The following is a 23,161-nucleotide window of genomic DNA, read 5'->3' on the forward strand; positions in this document are numbered from 1 at the left end:
AAGTGGGTTACAAACTCGCAGTTTAGGACCGTTTTACCCTGCCGAGTGCAATGTAACATCTATACTTAAAGAGTTACCTCGGTGTTAACAATCAAGGAGAAGTTAATGACTACAACAATGAAACGTTTTACGGCTGTCGTATTGGCTACCACTTTAGTTGTCGCGCTGAGCGGCTGTTCAAACTGGTCGAAACGCGACCGCAACACTGCAATTGGTGCGGGTGCGGGTGCCATTGGCGGCTCAGTATTGACCAATGGTAGCGGGCTGGGCACGGTAGGCGGCGCGGCCGTCGGCGGTATCATCGGCCATCAGATTAGCAAGTAAATTATAATAATCAGGCTACGCAGCGCATCTACTTAACAACGGGCCACTCACAAGGTGGCCCGAACTTTGTCAACCGCCGGCCAGCTTCACCTTCATACCTTTGGCTTCCAGCAACGTTTTAATCAGATCGCGCTTGTCACCCTGAATCTCAATCACGCCCTCTTTCACTGCCCCGCCGCAGCCACATTTTTTCTTCAGTTCGGCAGCCAGTTTTTCCAGTGCAGCATCATCAAGGTCAACGCCGGTTATCAGGCATACGCCCTTTCCTTTGCGTCCGCTGGTCTGACGCTGAATGCGCACAATGCCATCACCTTTAGGACGGGCGACTTTTTCTTCTTCTGGCGCGATGCGTCCGGTTTCAGTGGAATAAACCAGTCGATTGTCGTGAGCCATTATGCCTCCTGTAAACTTTGCAGGATCTGCTGCAGCGTAGCGGCAGGATCGGCGGATTGGGTGATCGGACGTCCAATTACCATATAGTCTACGCCGGCGAATTTTGCCTGCTGCGGCGTCATAATACGGCGCTGGTCGCCGGCATCGCTGCCTGCCGGCCGAATGCCTGGCGTCACCAGCGCGAAATCCTGGCCGATTACCTGTTTGAAGTGTGCGGCTTCCTGTGCCGAACAAACAACGCCGTGCAGACCGCAATCACGCGTTAAACGCGCCAGGCGTTCAGCCTGCTGCGCTGGAGACAGCGTAATGCCTAAGCCTTTCAGATCGTCCTCATCCATGCTGGTCAGTACGGTAACCGCAATCAGCATTGGCGCATCTTTACCAAAAGGCAGCAACGCTTCACGCGCTGCATTCATCATGCGAGCCCCGCCGCTGGCATGCACATTTACCATCCATACACCGAGATCGGCCGCTGCCGCCACTGCATGCGCAGTGGTGTTCGGGATGTCATGAAACTTGAGGTCAAGAAACACCTCAAAACCGCGTTGCTGCAATGTTTTCACCAGAGATGGACCAAACAGCGTGAACATCTCTTTACCGACTTTCAGGCGGCACTGGCTCGGATCGATGCGGTCAATAAACTGCAGCGCGCTGTTGAGATCGTGATAGTCGAGTGCCACCAGAATTGGTGAAGTGGTTGCAGGCATAACGTTTCCTCAGTGACAGGCACCCGCAGGCGCGATGGACAAACGGCAAGCATTCTACCTGCCCAGGCCGGATACAACAATCGTGGTTCCGCATCAATCAGTCTGTTGAACGGCTAAATGCACGACAGTCGAAGGTTGCAATATTACTCACGCCATATGTATGTTGTAACTAATAAGGGCGATAAAATAAAAACAACACGGCCATTGTTATTGGCCGTCGAGTCCGCGGATGGGTTTAACGGAGGACCAAGCCCGGCATGATGGGCAATGCCAGTAAAGTGCATGAGCGGTAAAGCCACATTTCTGGCAGCGATAACGGGGTTTGGTGCGAATCTGTTCACCGACCATATCGCGTAACACCATCAAGCTCTCTTTCGCGCGTCCATCTTCTGCTTCGTGCAGGTGGAAATCCATCAAACGATGAAACACACGCATGGTTGGATGACGCTGGAGTTGACGATTGATATAGAGCTGCGCGGCTTCAGGGCCCTGCTGCTGTTCGAGGATATCGGAAAGATAAAGCTCGGCTGCGGCGCCGGTATTTTCATCAACGCAACGCTGTAGAAATTGTGCCCAATTCTCAGGCTGATTCAGGCGCTGATAGCAGGTTTCCAACATGGGCAACGTCTCGCTAACTAGCTCTTTGTCCTGCTCCAGCACGCGCTGCAATCGGCTTGCAGCCTTCGCGTACTCGCCCTGCTCCATTAGGATGCGCCCCATCATGATGGAGACACGGGCGCTTTGATGATCGGCTGATTCGCCCTTCTTCAATAAGCTCATGGCACGATCAAGATCGTCGCTGCTTAACGCCTGCAATGCGAGTTCGCAATAGAAATGGGCGATTTCACCCTTCTGCTTATCTTTGCCGAGCTTGACCAGTTTTTCCGCCACTTCGATGGCTTTTTGCCAGTCACTGGTCGCCTGATGAATCAGCAACAACTGCTGCAAGGCACCGATACGAAAATCGGTTTCCTCGACCAGTTGACCAAACATATCCTCTGCGCGGTCGTATAACCCGGCGGCCATGTAGTCGCGGCCAAGCTGCTGAATCGCTAGCAGGCGCTGCTCATAACTGAGCGAGGCGCTCTCCATTAGCGATTGGTGGATGCGAATGGCGCGATCGACTTCACCACGTGAACGGAACAGATTACCCAGAGTAAGATGCGCCTCGACCGTGCCGCTATCCTCTTTCAACATGTCGAGAAACAGATCTACCGCTTTGTCCTGTTGATTAGAAAGCAGGAAGTTAACCCCCGCAACGTATTCACGTGACAGGCGATTCGCTTCGTGTTGCTTATCCTGATGCGCACTACGTCGGCCCATGTACCAGCCATACGCCGCAGCAACGGGAAGAAGCAGAAACAGCAGTTCAAGCATCGAAAATTAATCCCGACGGCCAGCAGTGGACGTCGTAGTCACCGTCGTGGCTTGTTCGTTCTGCGCCTGCATCCGCTTGAGTTTCCGCTGCGCGTTAGCAAGTGATACGCGTAAACGTAACCAGAACAGGCCGCAAATCGCCCATCCCAGAATGAACCCAGCGCCAAACAGACTGGCCAGCAATGTTGAAATCCGGAATTCGCCCTGCGCAAGCAGATAGTTAAAGGTGATGATTTGGTCGTTATGCGCTCCGAGCGTCACGGAGATGATAAAAATGACCAAAACCACGAGAAAAATAAGCAAATATTTCACAATGCGTCCTGTCGAGAGGTTATCCAGTAGAAGTATGCCAAAAAAGCGCCGTTGATGCTGCTATACCCACATCAGTTAGCGCATTTTTCTGTAAGCGCAATCAATCATATGGGGGCAAGCAGCCAAATTACAATCCATCATCACGTTGTGCGATCTCCCGATGTTCTTCTGGCGGAATGGTTAAGGGTCCGCAGAAGCGCTGGGCTAACAAGGTTGCTACCGTCACCAGCAGCCAGGAAATCAGGGTTGCCATAACCAGATCCCGCGGCCAGTGCATACCTAACACTAAGCGGCTGCCCATCACCATGGTCGCCCAAACAAACAATACCGCTACCGTAGCGATATGGCGGCGCGGCCAAAGTAAACCGATTGCCAGTAGCGCCCAGCTGGCGGCAAACATAGTGTGTCCGGAAGGGAACGCATAACCGGTCTCAAACGCCCAATGATTTTTTAACCACTGTGGCAGTTGCGTATCGTTGGCCAGTAAAGTTGAAACCATTTCGCTACGCTGCTGGCGATGCAGTTGATAGAACTCATCGCCGGTAATGCCATGACTTTTTTCCAGCCAGATGACATAAGGACGCGGTTCCTGAACATGTTCTTTTATGGAGGATTTGGTGTACTGACCGGCCAGAATTGCGCCGTTCATAATAAGGATGAGCAAAATTGCCGGCTTAAGACGAAAGCGTAAACACCACAGCACCCACGCGCTGAGGATGATACTGGTGAGAATCCCCCACGGGCTGGTTACCGTTTCGGTCATCCAGAACAGCACACGCAACAGATCGCCACTTTTCCCCGGCTGCCATTGCCAGCCCGATAACCAGACACCCAGTGGCATCAGCAATAATAAAAACGCCCCGAAGGTGGTGCGCTGAATGATTTTTAACATTCGCTTCCTTTTAGATCCGCATTAACCCGCGCGACATGCATAACTTTAGCTGAAAAAAGAATAACATACCCATTGCGGCTTGGATAATTGTGCTTTATCACTACAATCACTCTGACCGATTAACGGCGAGAGTTCGGGTTGTGGCACAATAGCGTAAGTTTCATCGGGCCACGTGGGCCCGTGCGTTATCATGATGATAGCGCATCCTCTGAAGGTTCTGGAGAGTCACATGCAGCTTAAACGGGTAGCAGAAGCCAAACTGCCCACGCCATGGGGAGATTTCCTGATGGTTGGTTTTGAAGAACTGGCAACCGGCCACGACCATGTCGCGCTGGTTTTCGGAGATATTAGCGATCACAATCCGGTATTGGCGCGCGTCCATTCTGAATGCCTGACAGGCGATGCCCTGTTCAGCCTGCGCTGCGATTGTGGTTTTCAGCTGGAAGCCGCGCTAACGGCCATTGCGGAAGAGGGTCGTGGCATTCTGATGTATCACCGTCAGGAAGGTCGTAATATCGGTTTGTTAAATAAGATCCGCGCCTATGCTCTGCAGGATAAAGGTTACGATACCGTCGAAGCGAATCATCAGCTCGGCTTTGCCGCCGATGAGCGTGATTTCACCTTGTGCGCAGATATGTTCAAACTGTTGGGCGTCAATGAAGTGCGCTTGCTGACAAACAATCCACGTAAAGTTGAGATCCTGACAGAAGCCGGCATCAATATCGTAGAACGCGTGCCGCTGGTTGTCGGGCGTAACCCGAAAAATGCTCACTATCTCGATACTAAAGCCGAAAAAATGGGTCACTTATTACCCAATTCTTAAGCGGGTGCTAACAATTAAAAAAGCCGGGAAATCCCGGCTTTTCTTTTAGTTCAGCATGTTGCGTATCACGTAGTGCAAAATACCGTCGTTCTGGTAATAGGTCAATTCATTACCGGTGTCGATACGGCAGCGTGTTTCCAACGCCTCTTTACTGCCATCTGCACGCGTCAGCGTCACAGCAACCGTGCCACCTGGCTTGAGTTGCGAGAGGTTCGCAACATCAATGAACTCTTCCCCAGTAAGCTGCAACGTTTTGCGCGTTACGCCTTGCGGAAATTCCAGTGGCAGAATCCCCATACCAATCAGGTTAGAGCGGTGAATACGCTCAAAAGATTCTGAAATGACCACACGCACCCCTTGTAAGCGCGGTCCTTTTGCCGCCCAGTCGCGGCTGGAACCTGAGCCGTACTCTTTACCGGCAATCACTGCTAACGGCACGCCTTCTTGCTGATACTTCATCGCGGCGTCGTATATCGCCAGCTGTTCGTTGCTCGGGAAGTGTTTGGTATAACCGCCTTCTACGCCCGGTACCATTTCGTTGCGGATGCGAATATTGGCAAAGGTGCCGCGCATCATCACTTCATGGTTGCCGCGACGTGAACCGTACGAGTTGAAATCGGTACGCTCAACACCGTGCGAAAGTAAATAGCGCCCAGCTGGACTTTCAGCTTTGATACTTCCTGCCGGCGAAATGTGGTCGGTGGTGACCGAATCGCCCAACATGGCCAGAATTCGCGCACCTTTAATATCCTGTACCGGCTTCGGTGTTTTCTCCATGTCGTCAAAGAACGGCGACAAGCGAATGTAAGTCGAGTCGCCATCCCAATCATAGGTTGCCGCCTCACTCACCTTAATTTGCTGCCATTCCGGCGTGCCATCAAAGACTTCGGCATACTCTTTGTGGAACATATCGCTGGTTACTTTCTGCACCGCTTCCGCAATCTCTTCCGGCGATGGCCAGATATCTTTCAAAAACACATCATTACCCTGCCGATCCTGTCCAAGCGGATCGGACTGCAGGTTGATTTTCATATTGCCCGCCAGGGCATAAGCAACGACGAGCGGTGGTGATGCTAGCCAGTTAGTTTTGATTAATGGATGTATACGTCCTTCAAAGTTACGGTTACCAGAAAGCACCGCGGCGACCGTCAAATCGCCCTCTTTAATCGCGCTTTCTATAGCATCCGGCAGCGGACCCGAGTTACCAATACAGGTGGTACAACCGTACCCGACCAGATTGAAACCCAGCTCATCCAGATAAGGTGTTAATTGCGCAACGGCCAGATAATCAGAAACGACTTTCGATCCCGGCGCCAGCGAAGCTTTGACCCATGGTTTGCGCATCAAACCGCGTTCAACCGCTTTTTTGGCCAGCAAACCGGCAGCCATCAATACGCTTGGGTTTGAAGTATTGGTGCAAGAAGTGATCGCCGAGATCACCACCGCGCCATCATCCAGCTGATAGCTATCTCCGGTTTCACTGTCGCGGTAACTGACGGTTTTATGCGGTTTTTGAGCCTGATTGACTTCCAGCTCATTGCTGGCATCAAATGCAGTCGGAACATCGCCCAGTGAAACACGGTCCTGTGGTCGTTTGGGTCCCGCAAGGCTGGATTCGACAGTACCCATATCCAGTGCCAGGGAGCTGGTGAATACCGGCTCGTCGCCTGGGTTACGCCACATGCCCTGCTGTTTAGCGTAAGCTTCAACCAATTCCACCTGCTCTGCATCGCGGCCCGTGAGCGTCATATAACTTAATGTGACGTCATCAACAGGGAAGAAGCCACAGGTTGCTCCGTATTCAGGAGCCATGTTGGCGATAGTGGCACGATCGGCAAGCGGTAAGTCAGCTAAGCCATCACCGTAGAATTCAACGAATTTGCCGACCACGCCATGTTTACGCAGCATTTGCGTGACGGTTAATACCAGATCGGTTGCGGTAATACCGGGTCGTAGTTTCCCTGTGAGTTTAAAGCCCACTACATCAGGAATCAGCATAGAAACCGGTTGGCCTAACATGGCAGCCTCGGCTTCAATACCGCCAACGCCCCACCCTAACACGCCAAGCGCATTGATCATTGTGGTATGTGAATCGGTACCAACCAGCGTATCGGGGTAGGCAACGTCTTCCCCATTTAGGGTTTCATGCCAAACTGATTTACCCAAATACTCCAGGTTGACCTGATGGCAAATCCCGGTGCCCGGCGGCACAACGCGGAAGCGATTAAAGGCTTTTTGCCCCCAGCGCAGGAAGACGTAGCGTTCGTGATTACGCTCCATCTCTAAATGAACGTTCTCACCGAAAGCTTCATTGTCACCGAAATGGTCTACGGTGACCGAGTGGTCAATAACCAAATCAACCGGGGATAATGGATTGACTTTAGCAACGTCACCACCCAGTCGTTTTACCGCTTCACGCATGGCGGCTAAGTCCACCACTGCGGGCACACCGGTAAAATCCTGCATCAATACACGCGCGGGGCGGTAGGCAATTTCGCGATCGGCATGGGCATCTTTTTGCCATGCGACCAGCGCTTCAATATCTTCAAGCGTGACAGAGTCACCATCTTGCCAGCGCAACAGGTTTTCAAGCAGGACTTTCATTGACTTGGGCAAGCGATCAATATTGCCCAATTGCTGAGCGGCTTTAGGCAGGCTGTAGTAATGATATTTTTTTGCCCGAACATCCAGCGTGTCCTGACTCTGCTCACGTAACGTTAACGACATAGCGCCTCCATGTAAGTAAATCTCTTTTTAAACCTCAGTGACTGCAAGGTTTAACTTAAAGATAGACCACATTCCCGTTAACGTTTTGATAACAACACGAAATGACACATTAAAACACAATGAAAAATGCCCCGACGTTTGTCAGGGCATTTAAATAGAACAGTTTAATTTGAGTTATGGGTTTACATCATTGCCCAAAAGGCTGCTGCCCAAAAAGCAAACGAAAAGGTATATACGCTAAACCAGGATAACGTCGTTGTATTAATGTTCATCATTCACTCCCTCCCGGATTCCGGGCAAAAAAAGTCCACCGTCTTCAGCGTTGTACTGATGACACCGTTTTTTTAATGCTGAGTGTTAAAGGACGGGCTTTTAACTTGCCCACCGGATAATCCGGCAAAAAGAGGGACTAAATATATGTATATGGTACGCAACGCAGACTGCGTTATTTCGACTTCATATCCATGAAGGATTCAATAAAATTGCGCTGATTTTCACTGAGTTCCCACGAAGTAGGAATCGTTACTTGCTGTTCAGTGGAAACAACGTCTTTCACTTTGCACGCAGGCGTTTGCGGCTGACGCGCAGATACTGGATGTTTACGACTGAGTGTATTTGCCCACATGGCTTAACCCCACATACGCCAAATCATTAACGCCACCACTACCCAGAACAGTGCTGAAGCAGCGAAGACAGTCAACCAAGCTTTGCGACGAGTATTACCAGAACGCTCAACTTTGGTGCTTTTAGTCCGGAAGGCCGGCTGTACAGTTATTCTCGTGTTCATAGTTTTTGATAATCACTCTCAATAAAACGATTGATGACAACGATTAAGATTTAGGACGAATCCTAAACTTGTTAAGACCGAAAATCCAGTTATTTTTATTGAGCACAACGATTAACGCTATTTATCAAAACACAAAAAATTGATGAGATAAATTTAATTGCCACGATAACTATTAATTAAATAGTTACATTGTAAATTTGGGTTATCGACAAATTAGATCCAATCTAAATTTGAGTTTAATTTAGTAACCCAGTAAAAAAGCCCTTATCCATCAACTCTTAACTAGAGTATGGGAATATTCCTGGCGAGCTGCAAAGTAGCATCGTAAAAATTGTGTACTGATTCGCATTTAAGAACTAACAATAGAAAAACATGTGACCCATGTTTCATTTACATAAAAATAATGATTTTTTTTGAAGTACTACTGGCGCTAAGCGCTATGGGATTCCGAAGGTGCCCACTGGACACCTTGGCAAAAGAATGAGTTAGGAATTTACTTGAAGGGTAACTTGATGTCGCGGAACATGGCTTCAATGTCTTCATTGGAGCGCAATGCAACCGCTGCATCCACAACATCACGAGTCAGATGCGGCGCAAAACGTTGTATGAAATCATACATATAGCTGCGCAGGAAGGTGCTGCGTCTAAAGCCAATTTTGGTGGTGCTATTTGTAAAGATCTCTGATGCTTCAATACGAACCAAATCGGGATCGGCAATCGGATCTACAGCCATGCTGGCAATCACACCCACACCTAAGCCTAAACGCACGTACGTCTTAATCACGTCCGCATCGGTCGCTGTAAACACAATGCGCGGTGTTAATCCCGCGCGGTTGAACGCGGTATCAAGCTCTGAGCGCCCGGTAAAGCCAAAGGTGTAAGTCACTAAGGGGAAATCAGCGAGCTCTTCAATCGTCACATTCGATTTACCCGCCAAAGGATGGTCTGGCGTTACTACAATTGCACGGTTCCAGTGATAGCACGGCAGCATGATCAGGTCGTCATAGAGGTGCAGAGCTTCCGTGGCGATGGCGAAATCAGCATTGCCCTTGGATACCGCTTCAGCAATCTGCGTGGGCGATCCCTGGTGCATATGCAGTGAAACGCGCGGGTAGCGTTCGATAAAGCCTTTAATCACGCCAGGTAAAGCATATCGCGCTTGGGTGTGCGTGGTGGCCACATAAAGCGACCCTTTATCCGGCCAGGTATGCTCACCCGCTACAGATTTAATCGCATCCACTTTTGATAACACTTCACGTGCAATACGGATTATCTCTTCACCTGCAGGCGTTACCTGTGTCAGATGTTTACCACTGCGGGCAAAGATCTGCACGCCCAACTCATCTTCCAGCATACGGACCTGCTTACTAATGCCAGGCTGCGAGGTATATAAGCCTTCGGCGGTCGACGAGACATTAAGGTTGTGATTAACCACTTCGACGATGTAACGCAACTGCTGCAATTTCATAGTTATATCTTCCTGGTAGCGACAGAGGTGCATTCCCAGCAGGCGTATTGACACCTTAATGGTATTAAAGGAGGGAAAGCGAATCAGCGAGACGAAAAGAATCTATAACCACTATATCAGTTAAAGGAAGAATGTAGAACGTTTAGCTATAAGGATGGGAAAAAGGCCAGCTGTTGCTGGCCTTAGGGAGATTTACTTCTTCGCTTCCTGCCACTTGCCGTCAATGTAGAACATTGACCAACCCGTGGCTTTGCCGTCTTTTTCTGATGAAACGTACTGCTGCTTAGTCTTACGACTGAAACGCACCAGCGTTTTGTTCCCTTCTGGATCGGCAGCAGGCGCTTCCGACAGATATTTCAGTTTTTCAGGCAAACGATCGGCAAAGCGCTGCAGCTCTTCTACCAGCGGCGCGCGGGTTTCACGCGATTTAGGGAAGGTATTAGCCGCCAGGAACACACCCGCAGCGCCGTCACGCAGCACGAAGTATGCATCCGATTTTTCACATGCCAGTTCTGGCAGCGGCACCGGATCTTCTTTCGGCGGCGCGACATCACCATTGCGCAGAATTTTACGGGTGTTTTTACATTCGTCGTTGGTACAAGCCATGTATTTACCGAAACGGCCCATTTTCAGGTGCATTTCAGAACCACATTTTTCGCACTCAACAATTGGACCGTCATAACCCTTGATACGGAACTCGCCCTGCTCGATTTCGTAGCCATCGCACTCTGGGTTATTACCGCAAACGTGCAACTTACGCTGGTTATCGATCAGATAGCTGTCCATTGCCGTACCACACTTCTGGCAGCGGCGACGGGCGCGCAACGCGTTGGTTTCAGCATCATCGCCTTCCAGCACGTTAAGCACTTCGTTTTCCGGAATCAGGTTAATGGTCTGTTTGCAGCGCTCTTTCGGCGGCAAAGCATATCCTGAGCAGCCAAGGAATACGCCAGTACTGGCTGTACGAATCCCCATTGGTCGGCTACACGTCGGACAATCGATTGACGTGATAACCATTTGGTTCGGCTGCATGCCGCCCTCTTCTGGATCCTTTTCAGCGTGATCTAACTGCTGGCTGAAATCACTGAAGAAGGAGTCGAGCACGGCTTTCCACTCGGCTTCATTATTAGCCACCTGGTCGAGGCTGTTTTCCATGCGCGCGGTGAAGTCATAGTTCATCAGCTCGCGGAAATTCGCTTCCAGACGATCGGTAACGATTTCCCCCATTTTCTCAGCGTAGAAACGGCGGTTCTCGACGCGCACGTAACCACGATCCTGAATGGTGGAAATGATCGATGCATAGGTCGATGGACGACCAATACCGCGCTTTTCCAACTCACGTACGAGCGAGGCTTCACTGAAGCGCGCCGGCGGCTTGGTAAAGTGCTGGCTGGGCATCAGCTCTTTCAAATCCAGCATGTCGCCAACATCAACGGGCGGCAGCGTAAGATCTTCATCATTTTTACGTAGCGCTGGCATTACACGCGTCCAGCCATCAAACCGCAGCGTGCGCCCTTTCGCTTTCAATTTGAATTCAGCCGCGCCCACCGTCAGCGTGGTTGAGTCGTATTGCGCCGGTACCATCTGGCAGGCAACAAACTGACGCCAAATCAGCTGATACAGTTTTTGCGCGTCAGCTTCCATATCTTTCAGCTGTTCTGCCACGACATTCACATCTGAAGGACGAATCGCTTCGTGCGCTTCCTGCGAGTTTTCTTTGCTGGCATAGGTGTTCGGCGCATCTGGCAGATATTTCTTACCAAAGCTGCTTTCAACATAGCCACGCGCCATCGCCACCGCATCCTGGCTCAGGTTGGTGGAGTCGGTACGCATATAAGTAATGTGACCGGCTTCATACAGACGCTGCGCCATCATCATGGTCTTCTTCACACCAAAGCCGAGACGCGTGCTCGCCGCCTGTTGCAAGGTAGACGTAATGAACGGGGCAGAAGGTTTGCTGCTGGTCGGTTTGTCTTCACGATCCAGCACTTCATAACGCGCTTTTTGCAGAATGGCGACCGCGGCGTGAGTTTGCTCACGATTAACCGGGCGGAACGCTTTGTCATTCTGATGCGTAACCTGCATGGCAAGATCGGCGCCTTTCGGCGTGGCGAAATCAGCATCGATTTCCCAATACTCTTCCGGCACGAAGGCTTTGATTTCGTGCTCGCGCTCAACCACCAAACGCACAGCAACCGACTGTACGCGACCGGCCGACAGACCACGGGCAATTTTCTTCCACAGCAGCGGCGAGACCATGTAACCCACAACGCGGTCCATGAAACGGCGCGCTTGCTGCGCATTAACACGTTCAATATTAAGTTCGCCCGGCTTCTCAAACGCCTGACGAATCGCATTCTTGGTGATTTCGTTAAACACCACGCGGCTAAAGCGCTTATCGTCGCCACCGATCACTTCCCGCAGGTGCCAGGCAATGGCTTCCCCTTCGCGGTCAAGGTCCGTTGCGAGATAGATGTGGTCGGCATCGGCAGCCAGGTTTTTCAGCTCAGCGACGACTTTTTCTTTGCCAGGCAGAATTTGATAATCCGCTTCCCAACCATGCCAGGGATCGACACCCATGCGGTTGACCAATGCGGCTTTCTCATCTTTCTTTACCTTTTTGCCAGTTTTCGTCTTTTCCCCGTCGGCACTTTTACGGGCAGTCGAACCGCTGGTCGGCAAATCACGGATATGACCGACGCTGGATTTCACCACGTAGTCATTACCGAGGTATTTATTGATTGTTTTGGCCTTTGCCGGGGACTCAACGATGACGAGTGCTTTACCCATATGTACCTTTACCTAAATGAAACGTCCTGATAAACGGGAGAGAATTGGAGGCCCCAAAACCCAATGGGTTCAATATTGCTGCCAGCATTTGTCATTTCAAGGCAGCAGGGATAATCTCAGGTCAGATTGCGTCGACTTCTGCAACTTTATGATTAGGAGCGAGTTTTCCATCTGACAGAACCACACATCCGGGTGTGATCTCCCTGAAAGCTGAATCGCCCACACTCTACCTGATAAAATCCGTTACGCAACTTAATTAGCATTCTGCCTAATTTTGCGCCAGTTTTATGACGCAATGCTGATTTGCTGAACGCGATGGCTCGCAAGTAATATAGAAGGAGAAAATTGGCTGTCAAAAAATGAGGTAAACAATGTCAGTGCCAACGCAATCTATTTCACGCCAGGCGTTACTGGAAATAGCTAATCAGTTAATCACGCAGCACGACAATTATTTTGTCGGATTAGAAGCCAATGATGTGATTCAGCAAGGTGATGTGTTGGTGTTTCGTGGTCCCTATTTTCTTAATGATGAAGGCTTACCTACCGCCAAAACCACTACGGTGTTTAATGTCTTCAAATACCTTGCCGTGGAACTCTCCGCTCAATATCACCTGGCATAAAAAAGCCCGGCAATTGCCGGGCTCGCGTTTACAACAGCGGCTTCTCGCCACGCTGCCACATTTTCAGAATCAACCGCTCAGCAGCCAGACTGGCGCTGTGGGTGAAGCGATCCATCATTTTACGTTTGCGGGCATAGTGCACACCCAATACGGTAAAGCGCTCCATATGCTGGATAATCAATGCGTCGCTGGTACCAATTTCATCAACAAGGCCTAAATCCAGCGCCTGAGCCCCATACCAATGCTCACCTGTCGCCACCTTATTCAAATCAAGCGAGGGGCGCATCTGGTGCACGAAGTCTTTAAATAGCTGATGGGTTTCATTAAGGTCTTCCTGAAACTTTTCGCGCCCTTCTTCGGTGTTTTCGCCAAACAGTGTCAAGGTACGTTTGTATTGCCCAGCAGTATGCAGCTCGACATCAATATTATTACGCTTCAACAATCGGTTGAAGTTGGGGATCTGCGCAACGACGCCAATCGAACCAATAATGGAAAACGGCGCGGCAACAATGCGATCCGCTACGCAGGCCATCATGTAACCGCCGCTGGCAGCAACTTTATCCACCACCGCGGTCAGCTGCAGTCCGGCATCGCGCAGACGTTGCAACTGTGAAGCCGCCAGACCGTAGCCGTGCACCACGCCGCCAGGACTTTCCAGGCGGAGCAGCACTTCATCACCCGGCGTGGCGACGGCCAATACTGCAGAGATCTCTTCACGCAACGAGGTGACTTCACTTGCATCCATGCTGCCTTTGAACTCGAGCACATAGAGCGTTGGCTTCGGCGTCTCGCTCACGCCCGCTTTGGCGTTGCGCTTATCGATCTTAGCCTTCTGCTTCTCTTCTTTTTTATGCTGCTTGAGCCATACTTTTTGCGCCTGCGGTTTCATTTTGGCGAGCTGCAAATCTTCCTTCATCTCACGATAGTCATCGTCGAGATGCGTCAGGCGCAGTTGGCCGCCGCTGTGACGTTTGCGCAGCGCGGCGTTGAGCACAATCAGAACAATAGCTGCGATCGCCACCACCACGGTGACGGCTTTAGCCAGAAATAATCCGTAACTGGAGAAAAAATCCATTCTGCCGCCTTATTAAACAGTAAATTACAACAGATTTAAGTTTACCCGCTTTAAACGTTGTCGTCGCGTGAAATGCCCGCAGGCGGCACAGAATGCGAGCCTGAGCGATTGCACCGGGCGGCAATTTAAGGCATAAAGCCAAAAACCTTCTGACCTGAGCAAAGGACATCGCTGTGCATTATCAACCGAAAAGCGATCTGCTGGAAAATCGCATTATCCTCGTCACTGGCGCTTCCGACGGCATTGGCCGTGAAGCGGCGCTGACTTATGCGCGTTATGGCGCGCGCGTCATTCTGTTGGGACGCAATCCGCAGACGCTGCAGCAAACCGAACAGGCCATTAATCAATTGAATAAGCAGCCTGCTGCCTCACTGTTATTGGATTTTGCCGACGCCACGCCTGCAAGCTGTCAGCAGTTGGCCGAACAGGTCGCTGCGTTGGTACCGCGCCTGGATGGCGTGCTGCACAATGCCGGCATTCTCGGTGAGATTGTGCCGCTGGAGGAGCTTGATCCTCAAATCTGGCGTGATGTGATGCAGATTAACCTTGATGCCACCTTCTATTTAACCCAGGCGCTGCTGCCGCTGCTGTTGAAATCGGATGCAGGTTCGCTGGTCTTTACCACGTCAAGCGTGGGTCGCACTGGACGTGCTGGCTGGGGCGCTTATGCGGTTTCAAAATTTGCGACTGAAGGCATGATGCAGGTGTTGGCCGATGAATATAAAAATCGTCATCTGCGAGTCAACTGCATTAATCCTGGCGGCACACGCACCAAAATGCGCGCCAGTGCCTTCCCGGAAGAGGATGCGAACTTGCTTAAAACACCGGCTGATTTAATGCCGTTGTATCTCTATTTAATGGGCGGCGACAGTCGTCGTAAAACGGGCACCAGCTTTGATGCGCAGCCGGGACGCAAAGCGGGGCCGGCAACCGCATGAGCGATCGCCATCAGCAGCGCCAGCAACGCCTCAAAGAACAGGTGGATGCCCGTATCGCCGCCGCCACCGAGACGCGCGGCATATTGATGGTGTTCACCGGCAACGGTAAAGGTAAAACTACCGCCGCCTTTGGCACCGCACTGCGCGCCTGCGGGCACGGTAAAAAAGTGGCGGCGGTACAGTTTATTAAAGGCGAATGGCCAAATGGAGAACGCAACTTACTGGAGCAGCACGGCGTCGAGTTTCAGGTGATGTCCACCGGGTTTACCTGGGATACGCAAAACCGCGAGACCGACACTGCCGCTTGCCAGCTGGTGTGGCAGCAGGCGCGACGCATGTTAGCGGATGAAAGCATCGATCTGGTGATCCTCGATGAAATCACCTACATGGTGAGCATGGATTATCTGGATTTAGATGAATTGGTGCAGGCGCTAGCACAACGTCCCGCGCAGCAGAGCGTGATTGTAACTGGTCGTGGTTGCCATCGTAGATTGCTGGATCTGGCGGATACTGTGACGGAAATACGTCCGGTGAAACATGCGTTTGATGCGGGAATTCAGGCACAGCAAGGAATTGATTGGTAATAGGCTGACGCCGCAGAACGCGGCGTCAGTCATCGCATCAGGAACCGCGTTTAGTAGTATTGCGACGCGGATTGTTACTCACCACACCGTGACGTTTTACCGCACGACGAATCTGGTTAGCCTTGGTGCGACGACGATCTTTCTCAACCGCCACTTTGGTCACGGTCTCTTCCGGCATACTGACTAAAGTACGCAAATAGTTTACCGCCGGTAACTCCATCTCTATCCAGCCGCCGCGTGGCAGGCCTTTCGGCAATTGGATGTCACCGTAGCGCACACGCATCAGGCGGCTCACCTGCACGCCAACCGCTTCCCACAGACGACGCACTTCGCGGTTGCGTCCTTCCGTCAGCGTCACGTTATACCACTGGTTGATACCTTCACCGCCAGCAAACTTGATCGTTTTAAAGGAAGCTGGACCATCTTCCAACTGCACGCCTTTACTCAGCTGACGGATTTTGTCGTCATCCACTTCACCAAACACACGCACCGCATATTCACGCTCAACTTCGCGGCTTGGATGCATCAGGCGATTGGCCAGTTCACCATCGGTGGTGAACAGCATCAGGCCGCAGGTATTCACATCCAGACGACCAACGGCAATCCAGCGTGAACCACGCAGACGCGGCAGACGATCAAAGACGGTTGGACGCCCTTCTGGATCGTTGCGTGTGCAGAGTTCACCCTCCGGTTTGTAATACGCCAACACGCGGCACACTTCGGTCGCCGATTCAGCGATGGAAACCAGATGACCATCAATACGGATTTTCAGTGATTTATCACTTTCGATGCGATCGCCAAGCGTCGCCAGTTTGCCGTCAACGCTAACGCGCCCGGCTGAAATCATGGTTTCGATTTCGCGACGCGAACCGTGACCGGCGCGCGCTAAAACTTTCTGTAATTTTTCGCTCATGGAGCCTCGTTGTCGCCTTCCCAGGCGTCGTGGTAAGAAGAGGTGCGATACAGGGATTACCAATTCCCATATCAGAATCTGTTACCGCTGTGCATCGCTTATGCAATCTCAGGCGGCCCGCGATTTTACACTAACGCAAGTTTTGTTAACACCTTTTCCTTTGCTGCCGATAATAGTTGGCCTGACAAAAACGCCCCTTGCCGTGCCAGTGGATGAAACATTCAGCAGATTGATAGATCTCCTCCATTGCTATCCCGCGCATCGCCGCCAAGTGTCTGAATTATTTTCATTTGCTCCTAACCTTCTGTGCCCTATAAATGCATCAATATTAGCTGCATGATACATTAGCGTCATGCAAGACTAAGTGGATAGCAGAGCTCGCCACGCTTCTGGAATACTACAAACGTTAAATCCAGATAAAAACAACAAAACAGCACAAAACTCCAAATAACAGACTTAAATGGGTTTCAATCTAATATCAAATCTAAATTTATAGCGTATTGGCTCTAAAGGTTGGATTAAGTCTGTATTTTTGTATTTATTGATTAAGATTAAATTTGATGAATTGTTCTGATAAAAAAACTGTGTAAAATTTAAGCCTGAAATCCAGTGTGTCGCATTTATAAAAAATCTTACGCTTACGAATCACCTTCGTTTTGATAACAAGTCATTAACGAACACTGTGTAATTTCACTGATAATATAAACCGGCGCGTGCGGGAATTAACGCGTTTATTCATTTATGGAATGAATTTAATTCGCATGTCGAAAGTCTTCACCAGGGATTTTAGTGACATGCTTTAATGAAGATCACTGCCATGAAAACCTCTCTGCTTTGGCCTGCGCTTGCGGCGCTGGCACTGAGCGGTTGTTCTGTGGGCCATACTGAGTACAGCCGTACTGCGATGCAACACGTTGATATGAGCGTGACAGGCATCCCGACTGTATTAGGTTTGGGCATCCTCGGCACAACCATTCCTCTGACGCCAGAATATAGTCTGACAGCGGCTCACGTAGCGAAAACCGCCGTTCAACGCGTGAAGGCTTATCACCCTTATTGCGACGTCGCGATTATCTATCATAAAAACAGTCCGGAAACGCTGGCTAAATTCCGCAGCGGCGCTGTGGGCGAACCGATTAAGATGTACGGTTATAGCTTTATTTCCGCCATGCCGGTGGAATCGAGCGGCGTTAATTTGGCGCGCACGGCTATCACCAATAAGTGGAATAAAAAACCCTGCATGGCAATGGCATCCAATGCGGGCGTAGTGCAAGGTATGTCAGGTGGTGCGGTATATAATGCTGACCAAACTATTGGTGGTGTTATTGTCGGTTACAGTCACGAAATTTCAAATGTGCGCAGTAAGAAAGTCATCTTAAAAGATGTCTCTCTGTATATTCCGTACGGAGATTTCAAAACATGGCTGCAATCAAATATCGGTCAGACGCTGAACGCCACGCCTGACCATGCATGATTACTGGAACGGGCGCGTGTCACCGACGCCTTCACGCACTACTACCGGCGCATCGCTGGTGAGATCGATCACCGTAGTCGGCTGCTGTCCTAGCGTGCCACCATCGATGATCAGATCCACCAGCTTGCCAATGCTGTATTGAATCTCTTCGGGATCGGACTCCGTAAAGTCGTTGCCCGGCAACATCAGTGAAGTCGACATCATCGGCTCATTCAAACGCTCCAGCAGCGCTAGCGCGACAGGATTTGATGGCACGCGCAGCCCGATGGTTTTACGTTTGTCATTCATCAATCGACGCGGCACCTCTTTTGTCGCCTTCAAAATGAAGGTGTAGTTGCCTGGCGTATTGTTTTTCAGGATACGAAACGCAGAGTTATCCACCTGCGCATAAGTCGACAGTTCTGACAGATCGCGACACATCAACGTAAAGTTGTGATTACCATCCAGTTGGCGAATACGACAAATGCGCTCCATGGCATTTTTCTCTTCCAGCCGACAGCCCAGCGCGTAGCCAGAATCGGTTGGATACACAATCACGCTGCCTTTGTTCAGATAATCGACCGCCTGATTAACCAGGCGCGGCTGCGGATTGTCGGGATGAATGTGAAAGTATTGACTCATAAAAACCTCATATCACCTGTCTGCAACAGCAACGCTGGGCGCCAACTCCGGGAACCGTTCCCAAACCGGCTCTACGCCACCCGGTAGCCATAATTTACGTCCCAGCTCTATCCACGGACAAGGTTGGTGAAAATCTGATCCTTGCGACCCTGCTAACTGATTATCGCGCGCATAGGTTGCCAACTGCGTGCGCTCGTTCGGCGCTTGCTGGCACTGCGCGACTTCCATCGCATCACCGCCCACTTCAGCAAAATGCGCAATCAGCCGCTTTAACCATTTCGCCGACAAGCCATAACGACCAGGGTGCGCTAAAACGGCATAGCCGCCAGAATGATGAATGGCATCAATGGCTTGTTTAATTGTACACCATTGCGGAGGCACGTAGCCGGTTTTCCCGCGCGCCAGATAATTCTTGAAGACCTGCGCCATATTGTCGGCTTTGCCGATTTCTACCAGATAACGGGCAAAATGGCCGCGAGTAATCAGGCCACCCTGCGCCAAACGCTGCGCGCCAGTCAGCGCATCGGAAATACGCGCGCGCTCAAGGCGTTCGGCAATCTGCTGTGCACGGTCGAGGCGACACTGATGCTGATGCGCAAGAAATGCTGTCAGCGCGGGGTGCTGGCAATCCACATTCAGCCCCACAATATGGATTTCGTGATTTTCCCATAAGGTGGAGGCTTCTAAACCGGCCAGCACGCGGATTGGCAGATCCTGGGTCACTGCCGCTGCCTGCGCCTCTGCTACCCCCGCCACCGTGTCGTGATCGGTAATAGCCAGCACACCGACTTTCATTTCAACCGCACGTTGCACCAGCGCGGTAGGCGTCAATAGGCCGTCTGAAGCCAACGTGTGGCTATGTAAATCGTAAAGGGGAAAACGAGCAATGTCTGACAAGAGAACTCCAGCAACGGCATAAACTGGCAGGCATGATAACGATTTTGCCTTGGGCTGAAAAAGGGTATTGACTTTTTTCGCCCGAACCAGTTAACTAGTACACAAGTTCACACGTAACGGGTATTTAATCATGGCTATTTTGGGTACGCATTTAACTGGTTGGTGGCGCGATGATCCCTTTAACGGGCGACGTCGTCGTGCACAACTTGCGTAACCGCTGTGCAGATACCTGAGCCCGCCACCGAGCGGGCTTTTTTTTGAGCGAAATTCAGAGAATCCATTATGGCTATTGCGAAACCTACATTGAAGTTGATAACCGGTACCGCGCCCTACCGCGAAGATCCGGCCGCAGTGTTTCATCAGTTATGCGGCGCACGTCCAGCAACTCTGCTGCTTGAATCTGCGGATATCGACAGCAAACAAAACCTGAAAAGTCTGCTCATCGTCGATAGCGCGCTGCGCGTCAGTGCGCTGGGCAATGTCGTTACCCTCAAAGCGTTATCCGAAAATGGTCGCGCTATCTTGCCGCTGCTGGATGAAGCGCTGCCATCTGACGTACGTATTGAAGTACGTCCTGATGGCCGCGAGCTGCATTTCACTCAGCCACAGGGTCTACAAGATGAAGATTCACGCCTGAAAGCACTCTCAGTATTTGATGCCCTGCGCCTGATTCCGCAACTGGTTAACAGCCCAGAAGAAGAGCGCGAAGCGATGTTGCTGGGTGGCCTTTTTGCCTATGACTTAGTGGCGGGATTTGAAGATCTGCCAGAACTGCGCAACGAACAGCGCTGCCCGGATTACTGCTTCTATCTGGCTGAAACCTTATTGGTGATCGACCACCAGCAGCGCAGCGCGCGCCTGCAGGCCAGTTTGTTCACTCCATCTACCAGCGAGTTCCAGCGTCTGCAAGGCCGCATTGAACAACTGCGCGGTCAAATGACCCAGGCGGCGCCCGCACTGCCCGTTCAGCGCGTGGAGCAGATGGCGCTGAGCACCAGCCAGAGCGACGAAGAGTATTGCAGCGTAGTGCGTGAGATGCAGGAAGCGATTCGCATCGGTGAAATCTTCCAGGTGGTACCTTCACGTCGCTTCTCGCTGCCGTGCCCTTCACCATTGGCCGCATATGACACGCTGAAAAACAGCAACCCGAGTCCTTACATGTTCTTTATGCAGGACCAGGATTTCGCCCTGTTTGGCGCGTCGCCGGAAAGCTCGCTGAAATATGACGCTACCTCGCGTCAGATTGAGATCTACCCGATTGCCGGTACGCGCCCTCGCGGTCGCCATGCCGATGGATCGCTGGACCGCGATCTCGACAGCCGTATCGAACTTGAAATGCGTACTGACCATAAAGAGATGGCGGAGCACCTAATGCTGGTCGATTTAGCGCGCAACGATTTGGCACGCATCTGTGTACCCGGTAGCCGCTACGTTGCTGATCTGACGAAGGTTGACCGCTACTCGTTTGTGATGCATTTGGTGTCACGCGTGGTGGGCACGCTGCGTGAAGACCTCGATGTGCTGCATGCCTATCGCGCCTGCATGAACATGGGTACGCTGAGCGGCGCGCCGAAAGTGCGCGCAATGCAGCTAATCGCCGAGAAAGAAGGCACACGTCGCGGCAGCTACGGCGGCGCCGTGGGTTACTTCACGGCCAACGGCGACCTCGATACCTGCATCGTGATCCGTTCCGCCTGGGTCGAAGACGGCGTGGCTACCGTGCAAGCCGGTGCCGGTGTGGTACTCGATTCTCAGCCTCAGGCCGAAGCGGACGAGAGCCGCAACAAAGCGCGTGCGGTATTACGTGCCATCGCAACAGCCCATCACTGCAAGGAGATTTTCTGATGGCCGATATCCTGCTGCTCGATAACATCGACTCCTTTACTTATAACCTCGTTGATCAGCTGCGTACCTTCGGCCATAACGTGGTGATTTACCGCAACAATGTGCCCGCTGACGTACTGATCGAACGCCTGCAGCAGATGGAAAATCCGATTCTGATGCTGTCGCCAGGTCCGGGCGCCCCGAAAGATGCCGGTTGCATGCCCGACCTGCTGCAAGCGCTGCGCGGTCGTCTGCCGATTATCGGTATTTGTCTCGGTCATCAGGCAATCGTTGAAGCTTATGGCGGTCATGTTGGCCAGGCTGGCGAAATCCTGCACGGAAAAGCGTCTTCTATTACTCATGACGGCGAAGGCATGTTTGCCGGACTCAGCAATCCGCTGCCAGTGGCACGCTATCACTCGCTGGTAGGCAGTAATACGCCCGCAGAGTTAACCGTTAACGCCAGCTACAACGGCATGGTGATGGCCGTACGCCATGATGCCGACCGGGTATGTGGCTTCCAGTTCCACCCCGAATCCATTCTCACCACTCAGGGCGCGCGTTTATTAGAACAGACGTTGGCCTGGGCGCTGGCGAAATAATAGGGAGATTATGATGCAAACTATTCTGGAAAAACTTTATCAATCAGAAACCCTCAGCCAGGGAGAGAGCCACCAGCTGTTTAGCGCCATTATTAAAGGCCAGTTGGAGCCGACACAGCTCGCTGCCGCGTTGATTGCCATGAAAGTGCGTGGCGAGCGTCCGGAGGAAATTGCCGGTGCCGCTTCTGCACTGCTGGAAGACGCTAAGCCGTTTCCGCGCCCGGATTACACCTTTGCCGATATCGTCGGTACCGGCGGCGACGGCAGTAATAGCATTAATATTTCCACCGCCAGCGCTTTTGTCGCGGCGACCTGCGGCTTAAAAGTGGCGAAACACGGCAACCGCAGCGTCTCGAGTAAATCGGGATCTTCCGATCTGCTGGCGGCGTTTGGCATCAATCTGGATATGCCGGCAGAGCAAGCACGCAAGGCGCTGGACGATCTCAACGTCTGCTTCCTGTTTGCACCGCAGTATCACAGCGGTTTTCGTCACGCCATGCCGGTACGTCAACAGCTGAAGACGCGCACGCTGTTTAACGTACTGGGTCCACTGATTAATCCCGCGCGTCCACCGCTGGCAGTGATTGGCGTATACAGCCCGGAATTGGTTTTACCGATTGCACAAACGCTGAAAGTGTTGGGTTACCAACGCGCGGCGGTGGTACACGGTGGCGGAATGGATGAAGTTGCATTGCACAGCCCTACTCAAGTGGCAGAGCTGCGCGATGGTGAAATCACCGGATATCAGCTGACACCCGAAGACTTTGGTTTTGGTTTCCACGATAAAGAAGCGCTGGCGGGCGGCACCCCGGAAGAAAACCGTGACATTCTGACCCGTTTACTCCAGGGTAAAGGCCAGCCCGCCCATGAGCAGGCCGTTGCGGTGAACGTCGCAATGTTGCTGAAAGTATTCGGAAATGAAGATTTGCGCGACAACGCAGAGCGTGCCATCGCTGCCATTCGCAGCGGACAGGCTTATGAGCGCGTTGTTGCTCTGGCAGCGAGAGGATGAG

At 51.6% G+C, this 23,161-nt stretch carries 20 protein-coding genes, 1 pseudogene and 1 other annotated feature; of the genes and pseudogenes, 8 read left to right on the forward strand and 13 right to left on the reverse strand.

Annotation, left to right across the window (positions count from 1 at the left end; genetic code table 11):
• The first annotated feature begins 105 nt into the window (after positions 1-105).
• Positions 106-324 (forward strand): osmotically-inducible lipoprotein OsmB, encoded by a 219-nt coding sequence (gene osmB, locus WH298_RS00105; protein WP_049852200.1) that lies wholly within the window; start codon positions 106-108, stop codon positions 322-324.
• A 69-nt stretch (positions 325-393) separates the two neighbouring features.
• Here the strand turns inward: osmB and yciH are convergent, their stop codons facing one another.
• From yciH to pgpB, 5 genes are all read right to left on the reverse strand, one after another.
• Entirely contained in the window at positions 394-717 is a 324-nt protein-coding gene (gene yciH, locus WH298_RS00110) for a stress response translation initiation inhibitor YciH (protein WP_007892432.1), read from the reverse strand.
• Entirely contained in the window at positions 717-1,424 is a 708-nt protein-coding gene (gene pyrF, locus WH298_RS00115) for an orotidine-5'-phosphate decarboxylase (protein ID WP_049852199.1), read from the reverse strand. The genes yciH and pyrF overlap by 1 nt, the downstream gene beginning before the upstream one ends.
• Positions 1,425-1,631: 207 nt before the next feature.
• Complete coding sequence (gene lapB / locus WH298_RS00120; RefSeq protein ID WP_007892430.1) at positions 1,632-2,801, reverse strand: lipopolysaccharide assembly protein LapB; 1,170 nt, start codon at positions 2,799-2,801, stop codon at positions 1,632-1,634.
• A gap of 6 nt (positions 2,802-2,807) precedes the next feature.
• The gene (locus WH298_RS00125) at positions 2,808-3,113 is read right to left on the reverse strand and encodes a LapA family protein (RefSeq protein ID WP_007892429.1); all 306 of its coding nucleotides are present in this window, start codon (positions 3,111-3,113) and stop codon (positions 2,808-2,810) included.
• Positions 3,114-3,240: 127 nt separating this feature from the next.
• Complete coding sequence (pgpB, locus tag WH298_RS00130; protein ID WP_049852198.1) at positions 3,241-4,005, reverse strand: phosphatidylglycerophosphatase B; 765 nt, start codon at positions 4,003-4,005, stop codon at positions 3,241-3,243.
• A gap of 229 nt (positions 4,006-4,234) precedes the next feature.
• Here pgpB and ribA point away from each other — a divergent pair, with 229 nt between their 5' ends.
• Positions 4,235-4,828: a GTP cyclohydrolase II gene (gene ribA / locus WH298_RS00135; protein ID WP_180821897.1), complete on the forward strand. Its 594-nt coding sequence runs from the start codon at positions 4,235-4,237 to the stop codon at positions 4,826-4,828.
• Between the two features lie 45 nt (positions 4,829-4,873).
• On the opposite strand, the gene acnA is transcribed toward ribA, so the two are convergent.
• From acnA to topA, 4 genes are all read right to left on the reverse strand, one after another.
• The gene (acnA, locus tag WH298_RS00140) at positions 4,874-7,555 is read right to left on the reverse strand and encodes an aconitate hydratase AcnA (RefSeq protein WP_180821898.1); all 2,682 of its coding nucleotides are present in this window, start codon (positions 7,553-7,555) and stop codon (positions 4,874-4,876) included.
• 628 nt (positions 7,556-8,183) lie between these two features.
• On the reverse strand, positions 8,184-8,342 hold the full coding sequence (locus tag WH298_RS00145) for a YmiA family putative membrane protein (protein ID WP_071531079.1): 159 nt from the start codon (positions 8,340-8,342) through the stop codon (positions 8,184-8,186).
• A gap of 493 nt (positions 8,343-8,835) precedes the next feature.
• A complete protein-coding gene (cysB, locus tag WH298_RS00150; protein ID WP_007892425.1) occupies positions 8,836-9,810 on the reverse strand; it encodes an HTH-type transcriptional regulator CysB in 975 nt (324 codons plus the stop codon).
• 192 nt (positions 9,811-10,002) lie between these two features.
• On the reverse strand, positions 10,003-12,600 hold the full coding sequence (gene topA, locus WH298_RS00155) for a type I DNA topoisomerase (protein ID WP_007892424.1): 2,598 nt from the start codon (positions 12,598-12,600) through the stop codon (positions 10,003-10,005).
• Between the two features lie 371 nt (positions 12,601-12,971).
• On the opposite strand from topA, the gene WH298_RS00160 reads away from it, so the two are divergent.
• Positions 12,972-13,220, forward strand: a complete 249-nt coding sequence (locus WH298_RS00160; RefSeq protein ID WP_180821899.1) for a DUF2498 family protein — start codon at positions 12,972-12,974, stop codon at positions 13,218-13,220.
• 28 nt (positions 13,221-13,248) lie between these two features.
• Here WH298_RS00160 and sohB read toward each other — a convergent pair whose 3' ends face one another.
• A complete protein-coding gene (sohB, locus tag WH298_RS00165; RefSeq protein ID WP_180821900.1) occupies positions 13,249-14,295 on the reverse strand; it encodes a protease SohB in 1,047 nt (348 codons plus the stop codon).
• A gap of 173 nt (positions 14,296-14,468) precedes the next feature.
• Between sohB and WH298_RS00170 the strand changes: the two genes are divergently transcribed.
• Together WH298_RS00170 and cobO are read left to right on the forward strand one after the other, a co-directional pair.
• Positions 14,469-15,233, forward strand: a complete 765-nt coding sequence (locus WH298_RS00170) for a YciK family oxidoreductase (protein WP_180821901.1) — start codon at positions 14,469-14,471, stop codon at positions 15,231-15,233.
• Positions 15,230-15,817 carry a cob(I)yrinic acid a,c-diamide adenosyltransferase gene (cobO, locus tag WH298_RS00175; protein ID WP_180821902.1) on the forward strand — a complete coding sequence of 196 codons (588 nt, stop codon included), beginning with the start codon at positions 15,230-15,232 and terminating at the stop codon, positions 15,815-15,817. The genes WH298_RS00170 and cobO overlap by 4 nt, the downstream gene beginning before the upstream one ends.
• Before the next feature lie 37 nt (positions 15,818-15,854).
• On the opposite strand, the gene rluB is transcribed toward cobO, so the two are convergent.
• Positions 15,855-16,730, reverse strand: a complete 876-nt coding sequence (gene rluB / locus WH298_RS00180; RefSeq protein WP_007892419.1) for a 23S rRNA pseudouridine(2605) synthase RluB — start codon at positions 16,728-16,730, stop codon at positions 15,855-15,857.
• A gap of 817 nt (positions 16,731-17,547) precedes the next feature.
• Between rluB and WH298_RS00185 the strand changes: the two genes are divergently transcribed.
• Positions 17,548-18,204, forward strand: coding sequence for a serine protease (locus WH298_RS00185; protein ID WP_180821903.1), 657 nt, complete (start codon positions 17,548-17,550; stop codon positions 18,202-18,204).
• Here WH298_RS00185 and WH298_RS00190 read toward each other — a convergent pair whose 3' ends face one another.
• Positions 18,205-18,825: an L-threonylcarbamoyladenylate synthase gene (locus WH298_RS00190; RefSeq protein WP_007892417.1), complete on the reverse strand. Its 621-nt coding sequence runs from the start codon at positions 18,823-18,825 to the stop codon at positions 18,205-18,207.
• Positions 18,826-18,837: 12 nt separating this feature from the next.
• A complete protein-coding gene (gene rnm, locus WH298_RS00195; RefSeq protein ID WP_180821904.1) occupies positions 18,838-19,722 on the reverse strand; it encodes an RNase RNM in 885 nt (294 codons plus the stop codon).
• Positions 19,723-19,876: 154 nt separating this feature from the next.
• Positions 19,877-19,981 (forward strand) — a sequence feature (Trp leader region).
• A gap of 23 nt (positions 19,982-20,004) precedes the next feature.
• Between rnm and WH298_RS00200 the strand changes: the two genes are divergently transcribed.
• On the forward strand, positions 20,005-21,567 hold the full coding sequence (locus tag WH298_RS00200; protein ID WP_007892415.1) for an anthranilate synthase component 1: 1,563 nt from the start codon (positions 20,005-20,007) through the stop codon (positions 21,565-21,567).
• Positions 21,567-23,160 (forward strand): annotated as a pseudogene (gene trpD / locus WH298_RS00205) (bifunctional anthranilate synthase glutamate amidotransferase component TrpG/anthranilate phosphoribosyltransferase TrpD). The gene WH298_RS00200 and the pseudogene trpD overlap by 1 nt, the downstream one beginning before the upstream one ends.
• Position 23,161: the final 1 nt, after the last annotated feature.

This window comes from Pantoea nemavictus, assembly GCF_037479095.1.
In the GTDB taxonomy this organism is placed as follows: domain Bacteria; phylum Pseudomonadota; class Gammaproteobacteria; order Enterobacterales; family Enterobacteriaceae; genus Pantoea; species Pantoea nemavictus.